This window comes from Propionivibrio pelophilus DSM 12018 (assembly GCF_059569095.1).
This window is the reverse complement of sequence record NZ_JCANUT010000005.1, coordinates 40,524-52,549: the sequence shown is the minus strand read 5'-3', so window position 1 is coordinate 52,549 and position 12,026 is coordinate 40,524. Positions and strand designations below refer to the sequence as shown.

10 protein-coding genes are annotated in these 12,026 nt (G+C 60.6%); 3 read left to right on the top strand and 7 right to left on the bottom strand.

Annotated elements, in window-relative coordinates; translation table 11 throughout:
* The first annotated feature begins 4 nt into the window (after nt 1–4).
* The 3 genes from BO74_RS04255 to BO74_RS04245 all read left to right on the top strand — a co-directional run bounded on the left by BO74_RS04255 (nt 5) and on the right by BO74_RS04245 (nt 3,634).
* Complete coding sequence (locus BO74_RS04255) at nt 5–328, top strand: helix-turn-helix domain-containing protein (protein ID WP_496440285.1); 324 nt, start codon at nt 5–7, stop codon at nt 326–328.
* Between the two features lie 163 nt (nt 329–491).
* Nucleotides 492–1,763, top strand: a complete 1,272-nt coding sequence (urtA, locus tag BO74_RS04250; protein WP_496440283.1) for an urea ABC transporter substrate-binding protein — start codon at nt 492–494, stop codon at nt 1,761–1,763.
* 233 nt (nt 1,764–1,996) lie between these two features.
* On the top strand, nt 1,997–3,634 hold the full coding sequence (locus BO74_RS04245; RefSeq protein ID WP_496440282.1) for an FGGY family carbohydrate kinase: 1,638 nt from the start codon (nt 1,997–1,999) through the stop codon (nt 3,632–3,634).
* Between the two features lie 65 nt (nt 3,635–3,699).
* On the opposite strand, the gene BO74_RS04240 is transcribed toward BO74_RS04245, so the two are convergent.
* The 7 genes from BO74_RS04240 to BO74_RS04210 form a co-directional block, all read right to left on the bottom strand.
* Nucleotides 3,700–4,458: a GolD/DthD family dehydrogenase gene (locus BO74_RS04240; RefSeq protein ID WP_496440281.1), complete on the bottom strand. Its 759-nt coding sequence runs from the start codon at nt 4,456–4,458 to the stop codon at nt 3,700–3,702.
* Between the two features lie 76 nt (nt 4,459–4,534).
* Entirely contained in the window at nt 4,535–5,515 is a 981-nt protein-coding gene (locus tag BO74_RS04235) for a substrate-binding domain-containing protein (RefSeq protein WP_496440279.1), read from the bottom strand.
* A gap of 80 nt (nt 5,516–5,595) precedes the next feature.
* Entirely contained in the window at nt 5,596–6,573 is a 978-nt protein-coding gene (locus tag BO74_RS04230; protein WP_496440278.1) for an ABC transporter permease, read from the bottom strand.
* 17 nt (nt 6,574–6,590) lie between these two features.
* Entirely contained in the window at nt 6,591–8,066 is a 1,476-nt protein-coding gene (locus tag BO74_RS04225) for a sugar ABC transporter ATP-binding protein (protein ID WP_496440276.1), read from the bottom strand.
* 406 nt (nt 8,067–8,472) lie between these two features.
* Nucleotides 8,473–9,516, bottom strand: coding sequence for an NAD(P)-dependent alcohol dehydrogenase (locus tag BO74_RS04220; protein WP_496440274.1), 1,044 nt, complete (start codon nt 9,514–9,516; stop codon nt 8,473–8,475).
* A gap of 372 nt (nt 9,517–9,888) precedes the next feature.
* Nucleotides 9,889–10,842 (bottom strand): D-ribose ABC transporter substrate-binding protein, encoded by a 954-nt coding sequence (locus tag BO74_RS04215; RefSeq protein WP_496440273.1) that lies wholly within the window; start codon nt 10,840–10,842, stop codon nt 9,889–9,891.
* A 56-nt stretch (nt 10,843–10,898) separates the two neighbouring features.
* A complete protein-coding gene (locus BO74_RS04210) occupies nt 10,899–12,014 on the bottom strand; it encodes an ABC transporter permease (protein ID WP_496440272.1) in 1,116 nt (371 codons plus the stop codon).
* Nucleotides 12,015–12,026: the final 12 nt, after the last annotated feature.

The window sequence follows — 12,026 nt, the reverse complement described above, 5'->3', positions numbered from 1 at the left end:
CGCCGTGGACAAACGCCGCAAGCACATCGACCCCGACGCGGAAAGACAACTGCGCGAACAGTTCTTTGCCGACATCCAGGCCGGCAGGCTTTCCATCCCGGACGCGATAAAGGCCATGCGCCGGATCAGCCGCCTCACCCAGCCCGAATTCGCCAGGCACCGCGGCATCAGCCTCGGCGCGCTCAAGCAGCTCGAAGCGGGTCAGGGCAACCCGAAGATCGAGACGCTGCAGAAACTCGGGGAGATTTTCGGGCTTGAAGTTGGATTCGTTTTACGGCGACGAAAAGCTCAGCGTCCGGGAGAGCCAGCCACGGACCTGCCCGGCTGACGAATACAGGCCACGCCCCGGGATCCCCCTCCCCCTCTCCACTACGCCATCTGACGTATTCCGACAGAGAGAGTCGTTCCTTACTCTGGCGTCGTGCCCTGGACGATGAGTTCGCGTCCCGGCCCGAATTCCAGCATTCCAGCCAACCTCTCAAGGAGCTCTCATGAAATCCCGTCGTACGTTCATCAAGGCGACCGTTCTTTCCGCCGCCCTTGCCTCCATCGGCCTGACCTCGCTCGGCGCCCACGCGGCCGACACGATCAAGGTCGGCATCCTGCACTCGCTCTCCGGCACCATGGCGATTTCAGAGACTGCGCTGAAGGAAACCGCGTTGATGACCATCGAGGAAATCAACAAGGCCGGCGGCGTGATGGGCAAGAAGCTCGAACCGGTCGTCGTCGATCCGGCGTCGAACTGGCCGCTGTTCGCCGAGAAGGCCCGCCAGTTGCTGACCAAGGACAAGGTCGACGTCACCTTCGGCTGCTGGACCTCGGTCTCGCGCAAGTCGGTGTTGCCGGTCTACAAGGAACTCAACGGCCTGCTCTTTTACCCGGTGCAGTACGAAGGCGAGGAACTCGAGAAGAACGTCTTCTACACCGGTGCGGCGCCCAACCAGCAGGCGATCCCGGCAGTCGAGTACCTGATGAGCAAGGACGGCGGTGAAGCCAAGCGCTTCGTCCTGCTCGGCACCGACTACGTCTATCCGCGCACGACCAACAAGATCCTGCGCGCTTTCCTGAAGTCCAAGGGCGTTGCCGACGCGGACATCATGGAGGAATACACGCCATTCGGTCACAGCGATTACCAGACGATCATCGCCAAGATCAAGAAGTTCGCTTCCGAAGGCAAGAAGACCGCCGTCGTCTCGACCATCAACGGCGATTCGAACGTGCCGTTCTACAAGGAACTTGGCAACGCCGGCCTGAAGGCCACTGACGTTCCGGTCGTCGCCTTCTCGGTGGGCGAAGAGGAACTGCGCGGCGTCGACACCAAGCCGCTGGTCGGCCACCTCGCCGCCTGGAACTACTTCCAGTCGCTGAAGAACGCCGAAAACACCGGTTTCATCAAGATGTACAAGGACTGGGCGGTCAAGCAGAAGCTGCCGAACGCCAGCACGGTCGTGACCAACGACCCGATGGAAGCCACCTACATCGGCATCCACATGTGGAAGCAGGCCGTCGAGAAGGCCAAGAGCACCGACGTCGACAAGGTCATCGCCGCCATGGCCGGCCAGACCTTCAAGGCCCCGTCCGGCTTCACCGTGAAGATGGACGAGAAGAACCACCACCTGCACAAGCCGGTGTTCATCGGCGAAGTGAAGGCCGACGGCCAGTTCAACGTCGTGTGGAAGACACCCGGTCCGGTCAAGGCCCAACCGTGGAGCCCGTTCATCGCCGGCAACGACAAGAAGAAGGACGAGCCGGAAGGGAAGTGATTCTTCGGCAAGTCAGGAAACGCATCGACGGGGGCTTCGGCCCCCGTTTTTTTGAATGACTCCCCGGAGCGATCGCGGAGAGGGTGTAAATTTCTGCACAGCAGTTCAGCGGGATTCCGATTGACGGCAGCCGGAACCGATGGAAGAATTTTTCTCCAAAAATCGAATCAAGAATCCGCTTCAGCCACTCGTTGCAAGCGTGTTTGCGCTCACACCAAGGAGAGTCTCCCCTCATGCCGCCCCTCGCCCACTTCTCTCTCGGTCTGGATGCCAGTACCCAAAGCCTCAGCGCCGTCCTGCTCGATGTCGACACCGGACACGTCGTCTGGAACCGCTCGCTGGCCTATCGCGACGACCCGCGCCTGCTCGGCTACGGGTTCGAGCACGACACCCTGCTCATCCCACCGCGTGAACCCGGCGAAGCTGAGCAACCGCCGCGCCTCTTCCTGGCTGCGCTCGACGCCATCCTGAGCGACCTCAAGGAAGCCGGCATCGACACCAGCGCCATCGCCTCCATCAACACCTCGGGACAGCAGCACGGACATGTCTTCCTCGGCGAACAAGCACAGGACGCCTTTTCTGCGTTGCGCCAGGCGGGAAACTGCAAGCAATCGCTGACGAGGCAACTCGGCAACGCGTTTTCCTACGGCGGCGCGCCGATCTGGAAAACGGCCAACACGGTTGCCGAGGCCGAGCACATCCGCGCCCGCGTCGGCGGCAAGGCGGCGATTATCGAACGTACCGGCAGCGACATCCCGCTACGCTTCTCTGCCGCGGCGCACCGCAAGGTCGCGCTGCACTACCCCGCTGCCTATGCCGCCACCCGGCATATCCTGCAGATTTCGAGCCTGATCCCTGCCGTTCTGGCCGGTGACTGCGCCATTCCGCTCGACTTCGGCAACGCCTGCGGCACCGCCCTGATGAACTACCGTTCCCGCACCTGGGACGAGACGGTAATCGCCGCCGCGGCCGACGATCTGCCGGGAGGCGCCCAAGGGCTGGCGGAAAAGCTGCCGGCACTCGCCCATCCATTGACCACCGTCGGCCGGATCGCCCGCTACTTCCAGGAAAAGTACGGCTTCCACCCGGACTGCCGGATCATCGCCGGCTCCGGCGACAATCCCCAATCCAAGGTGCTCGCCAGCGGCGACCTGCTGAGCCTCGGCACCAGCTTCGTCTACATGATGTCGAGCCCCGACGGCGGCGTCGACGCTTCCGGCGCAGCGAACGCCATGTACGACGGACTGGGTCGGCCGTTCAATTTCGGCTGCCGCACCAACGGCGCGTTGACCTGGGATCGCCTGCGCAAACTTCACGGCTTCGGGGCGAAGGACTATGCCGCCTGCGATGCGGCGCTGGCGAATACGCCACCGGGCAGCCGGTTGCGTTTCTGGCACCCTGACGCCGAATCGTTCCCGCTCATCACAGCCAATCCGGACGTGGTCAGGCTCGACGACGGCCCGGCCGATTTCGCCAACGACTATCCCGGAATCGTCGACAGCGCGCTCGGTCTCGTCTATCGCTACGGGTCGAAAATCAGCCAGCCCAGCCCGAACGGCGACCCGATCAGCGTTTGCGGCGGTCCATCGACCAGTCCGGAAATCATGCGCCGCATCGCCGCCATCTGGAATCGTCCGGCCATCCAGGCCGGCCAGGCCGGCGCAGCGCTGGGCGCGGCTGTGGCCGGGGCGGTGGCGGTGGTCGAAAAGAAGGACGGCACCGCACGTGAGGCACTCGCCGAGAAGCTACGTGCTGCACTCTACGCCGGCAAGGCGGTCACCGACCCCGAGCCCGCGATGGTCGCCGCCTACCACGCTCCGAATGGCTATCTCGATCGCCTCGAAGCAGCCTTCGTAGCCATCCGCCGCTGATTTTTGTTTTTTGAGAAGAAACCCGGTGCGTAACGCATCATTCACACCGGGTCGTTTGCTTCACTTCACTGGATCGTATAGCCGCCGTCAATAACGACATTGGCGCCGGTCATGATCCGCGTGTGTTCGCTGACGAGGTAGAGCGCGGCCGAGGCAATTTCCTCAGGCTGGGCAAAGCGGCCGACCGGAATCTTCTGCTTCATTGCCTCACCGACTTCGCCGGCCCACGCTTTTTTCCCGAGCGCCGTTTCGACGACAGTCGGCGAAATGGCGTTGACCGTGATCCCGGCACGCGCCCATTCGATCGCAAGAACCTCCGTCATCGACACGACCGCCGCCTTGCTCGCACAGTAGGCGACATGCCGATCCAGCGCGATAACGCTCGCTTGTGAAGCCATATTGACAATCTGCCCGCCGCCGTTTTTCGTCATCACCTTCGCCACGGCCTGGGCCAGGAAGAACGGGGCCCGCAGGTTCACCGCCATGGTGGTGTCCCACTCCTTCTCGGTCACCTCGGTTGCCTTGTTGAGCAGAGCGACCCCGGCATTGTTAACGAGGATATCGATCTTCCCGTACTTCTCGACAGCCGTGTCCACCGCCGCCTGAATTTGCGCGTTTTCCGCGACATTGCAAGGAATCGCCAGATGGTCGCCCGGCAATTTCTGCGCAACATTCCGGACGTCCTCACTCAGATCGAGCAGAACAAGACGCGCCCCTTGCGCCGCGAACAACTCGGAAATCGCGTAACCGATTCCCGCCGCAGCCCCTGTAATCAACGCCACCTTCCCGTCGAGCCGGAAGCCCGCCTCAAACGTAGTTGCCATTTTTATCTCCATTTCATCCGTTAACTGACTGCGGAGCGCAAAATCGGCGCCCCGCAGTGATCAGGCCATGTCCAGATTACTTGCGTGCTGCCAGCATCGCGTCAGCATTTGCCTTGGTGATCGGCGTCCACGGGATGTTGTAGTGCTTGGCCGTGCCATCGCCCCAGGCCAGGCCCTGCGCGGAGTATTTCGTCCAGATGTCAGACTGCGGCTTGTAGCTCGGGCCGACGATAGAGCGCATCAGCACATCGAGCCCACCTTGCGCCTGAGCTGCCGCATCCTGCAGCACGCTGACCATGTTGCCGTCCTTGACGGCGCGCACGGCGTCGGTCACGCCGTCAATGCCGGCGGTCGGAATCGTCTTCGGATCGATGCCCTTGGCCTTGACCGCCTCGATGGCGCCCAGTGCCATTTCGTCGTTCTGGCCGATGATGCCGTTGATCTTGCCCGAGTGCGCCGTCAGCCAGTTCTCCATCAGCGACAGCGCCTCGGCACGCGACCAGTTCGCCGTCTTCATTTCGAGGACCTTGACGTCCTTGTACTTGGCCAGGACGTTCTGATTGCCCTTGCGCCGCTCGATCTGTGCTGACTGTCCGATCGGACCTTCCAGGATCACGACGTTGCCCTTGCCGCCGATGGCCTTGATCACCGACTCGGCTTCCATTTCCCCGGCAATGACGTCGTTCGAGCCGACATACGAGGTCAGTTTGTCGCTGTTAACCCGGGTGTTCGAGCCGACGACCGGAATTTTCGCTTCGGCTGCCTTCTCCACGCCAGCGGCGCCGGCCTGGATGTCGATCGGGACGAACAGGATTCCGTCGTACTTCTGCGTCACCATCGTGTCGAACTGGTTGTTCTGGGTCAGCGCGTCGTAGTTGCCGTCGAACACGGTGACCTTGACCGTGCCGTTCTTGACCAACGGGTGCTCCTTCAGCGCGTTCGACCACAACTGCATGAATTCGCCCTTGAGGCCGTATACCGCGGCCCCGATCTTGTACGTCTTCTTGTCCTGCGCCAGCGAGGGACCGGAGGCGGCCAGGGAGATTGCCAATGTCATAGCTGCAAGTTTCAAGAGTCGCATATCATTTCTCCATCAAGTGAATGGGTACTGCGGTTAGGACTGCCAGGAAGGACTGTTCAGCTTTGTTTCTTGCGGGAGGCGTCAAGCAGGACGGCCGCCACGATGATCGTTCCCTTGATCACCTGCTGGTAATAGGACGAGACGCCCATCAGGTCGAGACCGTTGTTGATGACGCCGATGATGAGCGCGCCGATCAGGGTTCCGGACAAGGTGCCGACGCCGCCGCTCAAGCTTGTTCCACCGATCACCACGGCGGCGATGGCATCGAGTTCATAGGCAATGCCCGCCTGCGGCAGGGCGGAGGTCGTCCGCGCGGCGAGGATCTGCCCGGCGAGCCCTGACAGCAGGCCGGAAATCACATAAACGGAGAACACCACCCAGCGAGTGCTGATACCGCTGGTTTTCGCGCTGCGTTCGTTGCCGCCGACCGCATAGACATAGCGTCCGAACGTCGTGTATTTGAGGATGAACCAGAAGATGAAGAAGGTGATCGCCAGGATGATCACCGGCACGGGGATGCCGCCGACCATGCCTTGTCCGATGAAACGGAATTGCTTGGAAAGATTGGCGATCGGCATCCCGTCGTTGTAGATGAAGGTCATGCCGCGCGCCACGCTCAGCATACCGAGTGTCACAACGAAGGGCGCAACGGAAAGGCGGGCGACGATCAGGCCGTTGACCGCCCCGAGCGCCACTCCCACGAGCAAGCCGGCCAGAATGCCAACGAACGCAGAGTACGGCTCACTGCCGGTGACCAGACTGCCGGTCACCAGCCCGCTAAGCGCCAGAATCGACCCGACCGAAAGATCGATGCCCTTGGTCAGGATGACGTAGGTCATCCCGATCGCGAGGATTCCGTTGATCGACGTCTGGCGCAGGATGTTGACCCAGTTGCCCCACGTCAGGAAATTTTCGTTGACGGCGCTGAGTACGCCGCACAGCACCACAAAAGCAATGACGATGCCGTAATCACGCAGCAGATGACTAAGCTGGGGGCGGTTCTGGATCGCGGGAGAGGAGATGGTCGAGTTCATGCGTTGTCTTACCTTGTTCAAGATGCAAGATGAAGAAGTTCTTCCTGTGACGCCTGGTGGCCGTCGATCACGACCGCCAGCCGGCCCTTTTTGAAGATCGCGATCCTGTCGCTGACCTCGAGCACTTCGGGCGCCTCCGACGACACGACCACGACCGCCCCGCCTTTCGCGGCGAATTCGGACAGGAAGGCGTACACCTCCCGTTTGGCCCCCTCATCGATTCCGCGTGTCGGCTCATCGCAAAGCAGGCAGATCGGATCGGTCGCCATGCATTTGGCCAGCACCACCTTTTGCTGGTTGCCCCCGCTCAATTCGCAAACATCCATTTCCGGCGTCGCCAGTTTCACGCGCATGCGCTCGATCAGGCCCGTCATCAAGCGGCGCTCTTTCGAGCGATCGATATACGTGGCCGTAGACAAGTTGGGCAAAGCCGCCAGCGTCGTGTTGAAGGCCACCGACGAACTGAGCACCAACCCCGTCGCCTTGCGATCCTCGGTGACCAGCGAGATGCCCTTCAGGATGGACTGCCCGGGCTTCCCTTTGGGAATGGGCTCGCCAAGAAGCGCAGCGCTACCGGAATCCGGCTTGGTGATGCCGAAAACGCAGTTGAGGAATTCGCTTCGTCCCGAACCAATCAGACCGTAAATCCCGAGCACCTCGCCACGTTTGACGTCGACGGAGATGTCCTCGAACTCGCTTTCGCGGCTGAAGTTCTTCACGGACAATACGACCTCTCCGTCCGCCTTCTTCTCCTTGCGCTCGCCGGCGTTCAGTTCGCGACCAACGATCTGGCGCACCAGATGGCGACGATCGATATCGGCCAGCTTGCCTGTTTCGATGAAACCGCCATCCCGGAAAACCGTGTAGCGGTCGGCAATCGTGAAGATCTCGGACAGGCGGTGCGAAACGTAAATGATGCCGGCCCCCTGCGACGACACCGAGCGGATCGCGTCGAACAGGATTTCCGTTTCATTCTCGCCGATTGCCGAGGTCGGCTCGTCCATGATGATGATTTCGCTCTGGTGGCTGAATGCCTTGGCGATCTCCACCAGCTGCGTTTGCGCGAGGCTCAGCCGGTACATCGGCGTGCGCGGGTCGATGTCGAAACGCAGACGCTCCAGCAACTCGCCGGCTCGTTCGAACAGGCGCGGATAATCGACGATGACGCCCAGCTTTTTTGGTTCGCGCCCGAGAAAGATGTTTTCCGCGACGGTCATGCCGGGAATCGGCGACAGTTCCTGGGTAATGATCGAGATCCGGGCGTGGAGTGCGTCGTTGGGATTGGCGAAATGCACCTCCTGCCCCCGCACCTTGATCGATCCTGCATCGCGCTGAAGGATTCCCATCAGGACATTGAGGAAGGTCGACTTGCCGGCGCCATTGCCACCGCACAGCGCGTGAACACTGCCGGCATGCAACTCCAGGCAACCGTTCCTGAGCGCAGGGACTCCGTTGAAGCTCTTCGCCACACCGCTGGCGAGAACCAATGGCACGGCAGCTGTTTGCGCCGCCACTGGCGACCCAAGAGGAAGACTTGTCGACTCTGTTGCGTTATCAGGCATCTTGCTTGACTCTCCGAAGCTTGCTTACGCATGGCCCCCACCTAAGGCAAAGGGCTCTTGCGCGTTCTTTCTTCTTTGTCTGCAACCCCGACGTGCTCGGCCGCGATTATTTGTACTGGACTGCTCGTGGCAGCCTTGTGTGATGCGGCTTGCGAATCATTCTGAAACCAGAGTTTCACGATGTCAACAAGTCAACCACAAAATAAAGAAATTAAACGCACATAACTTCTTCAACTTCACCACACGCAATCACTTTGTGATTTATTTCAATCACGCATCGCAGCATTTCATCGATCCCCGGGCAATGGCCCGGGCACCGGCAGCCACTTTCAAGGACTCAATCGACAAAACTGATGACGCCTTTGACGACTTCGTTCGGGTTATCCATGTTGAAAAGGACGCTTTCCACGATCTTCTCGAAGGGGAAGACATGAGAAGCAATCTTCTTCAACGGAATGACGCCGGACTCGACCGCCTTGATGGCCGTCGGATAATGGTTTCGGTAGCGGAAAATGGTTTCGAGGCGCGCTTCCCGGGATGCCATCGTGCCGATATCCATGCCGATGACAGGATCGGCGGCCATGCCGACAATGACGACGACACCGTTCGGCGCGACGACCTGCGAGGCTTGCAGCGCCGTGCGAGGACTGCCGGCCGCATCGAAAACGACGTCGCAGCCCCCCGTTTTCATCAGCGCGGCGACAGCGTCCTCCTGGTCCCCGCGAATGACCCGCTTGGCCCCCAACGCCAGTGCGGTATCCAGGCGCCTCTGCACGATATCGACAACCGTGATGTCGCTCACGCCGATGGCTTTGAGCACCAGCATCGTGACCAGGCCGATACAGCCCGACCCGAAGATGACCGCACTTTGCCCGAGTCTTGCGCCGGATTTCTCGACCGCATAGAGCCCGACGGAGAGCGGCTCGCAAAGGGCGCCTTCCAGCGTACTTACATTCGACGGAAGCTTGAAGCACATCTTCGCGGGGTGAGACACGTATTCGCAGAACACGCCGTCCCGTTCGTGCGGGATTGCCATGAACGACATGTTCGAACAGAGGTTGTAATGCCCGGTCATGCAACTCCAGCACGACCCGCAAGGGACTCCCGGCTCCAGAGCCACCTTGTCGCCGACGGAGAAACCTTCTACACCGGGACCGATCTCGATGACCTCACCTGCGGATTCATGCCCCAGGATCAGCGGCGAATCAACGACCCAGTTTCCGAGGCGTCCATCCTTGAGAAAGTGCATATCCGAGCCGCAAATTCCCACATGATGAACTTTGATCAGCAACTCACCCGGCACGACGCCAGGACGCGGGCGATCCTCCACGCGCATGTCGCGGGGGCCGTACATCACGGCCGCTTTCATTGTGACTCCCATGAAAAAATCCTTTCGCTATTTGAAGATGCCGCGCGAACAGAACATGCTTTCCAGGAAGCCAGGACTCACCGAACGCTCGGACTCGGAAAGGGTGAGGAACGTGCAGAAGGCGCATCACGGGCCTCGAGCATTTGGCGAAGGACTAGCTAAAAAGCTGACTTCTCACGCACGGATTCATGTGTTCGACAGAGACCGAGCCCCCTTCTGCTTACTATCTACCTGGATTCATTGAACACACCGCTAAAGGCGTGTGCGTACCTCCGGGCGCCACCCGGAAAACAACCAGTACAAAGGGAGTCCTTGGGTTTCGGCACGGATGCTGGGATCAGCACCCGTGCCGCAGAGACGGCAATAAATTCCGTCAAGAGGATGTTACTTGTCCAGAACGAACGGCGACGAGTATTTGCTGACGTTGTCCTTGGTGATCAGCAGACAGTCGAACAACTGCTTCTCACTCTTCGCACCGGTCTTGCCGGTCCGGATGAACGAGTCAGCCTGCATCACCGCGGCTTCCGAGAACACCGCAACCGGCTGCAACACCGTGTAGGCCAGTTCGCCGGCCTTGACAGCCGCGACGGCATCAGGCGAGCCATCGAAACCGCCGACCACGACATCCTTGAGCTTGCCCGCCTTCTTCAGCGCGGCAATCGCGCCCAGGGCCATTTCGTCGTTGCCGCTGATCACGCCCTTGATATCGGGATTCGCCTGCATCATCGCCTGCATCTTGTTGTGACCTTGCGTGCGGTCCCAGTTCGCAACTTCCTGGGCGGCCTTCTTCAGGTCGGGGTACTGGCTGAGCACGGTCTTGTAGCCGTTCGAACGGGTGGCCGCGTTGTTGTCGGACGGCGCGCCGAAGAGTTCGACGTACTTGCCCTTGTCACCCATCACCTTCACCCACTGCTGCGCTCCGAGTGCAGCGCCCTGGGCATTGTTCGAGACGAGCTGGGCCTTGGCCAGACCGTCCTTGTTGATTTCGGCATTGATCAGCAGAACGGGGATCTTCGCGGCAACAGCCTTCTGGACCGCGCCGACCGAACCGCTGGCGTTGGCCGGGTCAAGAAGGATCGCGACCGACTTGTTGGTAATCGCCGTATCGATCAGCTTGCTCTCGGTGTTGGTGTCACCAGTGTGAGCCGCAACGACGGCCGAGTAGCCCAGCTTTTCGGCAGTCGCCTTGGCGACCTGACCTTCCGTATACCAGTACGGGTTAGCCGGATCGTTCACGATGATCGTCATCAGGCCCTTGCCCTGTGCCATCGCGGTACCGGCCATGAGCGGGGTGAGCAACAGTGCTGCGATAAGTTTACGGCGTGTTGTTTTAAACATATCTACCTCTCCTAAGTTGCTTCATTACAAAGTGCCGAACGATCGGCGAACGTTCATCAGACGAGCTTCCCTGCGGGCTCTTTCTGAGGAATGGTGGGACTCCCCGAAGTGGGCAGCGACTTGGGCCGCTTGGAGTATTGAATGGAGTTCATCAGCACGGCGAGAACGATCACCGCACCGGTAAAGACGGTTTGCCAGTACGCCGAAACGCCGATGATGACGAGCCCATCCGAAAGAAAGCCGATGACGAAGGCACCGAGCAGGGTGCCGCGCACGTTGCCGCGCCCCCCGGTCAGTGCTGCCCCGCCGACAACCACGGCGGCGATGGCGGTCAGTTCGTAGGTCGTCCCCGCCGTCGGACCGGCCGAGGTAAGCTGCGAGGACAGGACCAGCCCGGCGATCGCGGCGCAAACGCCGGAGAACACATAGACGGAAATCGTGGTGAACTTGACCGGAACACCGGAGAGTTCAGCCGCTCGCGCATTGCCGCCGGTCGAGTAGACCCAGCGCCCGAACGCCGTTCTGTTGAGCAGAACCACCGCGACGAGTGCCAGCAAGACCAGAACCAGCACGCCGATGGGAACGTTGAAGATGGTATTGAAACCTAGCCAGTCGAACCCGGTGTTTCCGAGTTGAGGTTCTCCGCCCAGATTGTTGTAGGTCAGTCCGTTGGTCAGCAACAAGGCGACGCCCCGGGCGCAATACAGGACACCGAGCGTAGCGACGAACGCCGGCACCTTGAGGTAAGCGATGAGCACGCCATTGATCGCGCCGATAAAGCCCCCCAGCGCACACGTCAGCACGACGACGACCCAGACGGAGGGATAGTAGATCGACCCCAGCGACTCGATCTCCACCCCCTGCATCAGGCCGCCGGCCACCACGCCGCACAAGCCGAGCGTCGACCCGACGGAAAGATCGATACCCCCGGTCAGGATCACCACCAGCATGCCGATGGCCAGCAATCCGTAGATTGCCACGTGCGAAGCCATGACCAGGAAGTTGGCGGTCGAAAAATAGACCGGCGACAGGATGGAAAACACCAGAATAATCACGATCAAGGCAAAGAATGCGCGCCCCTCGAGAAGGATCCGCACAATATCGATGCCGCCCTGGGATGGTGCACCCTGAGCGCCCTGAACGCCTTGAGCGACTTTGTTCGCAGTAGTCATGCGATTTTTCTC

Excerpts from the sequence above, each read along its gene's own strand:
- BO74_RS04215 (WP_496440273.1), bottom strand. The coding sequence starts at position 10,842 with ATGTTTAAAACAACACGCCGTAAACTTATCGCAGCACTGTTGCTCACC.
- BO74_RS04245 (WP_496440282.1), top strand. The coding sequence starts at position 1,997 with ATGCCGCCCCTCGCCCACTTCTCTCTCGGTCTGGATGCCAGTACCCAA.
- BO74_RS04235 (WP_496440279.1), bottom strand. The coding sequence starts at position 5,515 with ATGACATTGGCAATCTCCCTGGCCGCCTCCGGTCCCTCGCTGGCGCAG.
- BO74_RS04230 (WP_496440278.1), bottom strand. The coding sequence starts at position 6,573 with ATGAACTCGACCATCTCCTCTCCCGCGATCCAGAACCGCCCCCAGCTT.
- urtA (WP_496440283.1), top strand. The coding sequence starts at position 492 with ATGAAATCCCGTCGTACGTTCATCAAGGCGACCGTTCTTTCCGCCGCC.
- BO74_RS04210 (WP_496440272.1), bottom strand. The coding sequence starts at position 12,014 with ATGACTACTGCGAACAAAGTCGCTCAAGGCGTTCAGGGCGCTCAGGGT.
- BO74_RS04240 (WP_496440281.1), bottom strand. The coding sequence starts at position 4,458 with ATGGCAACTACGTTTGAGGCGGGCTTCCGGCTCGACGGGAAGGTGGCG.
- BO74_RS04220 (WP_496440274.1), bottom strand. The coding sequence starts at position 9,516 with ATGGGAGTCACAATGAAAGCGGCCGTGATGTACGGCCCCCGCGACATG.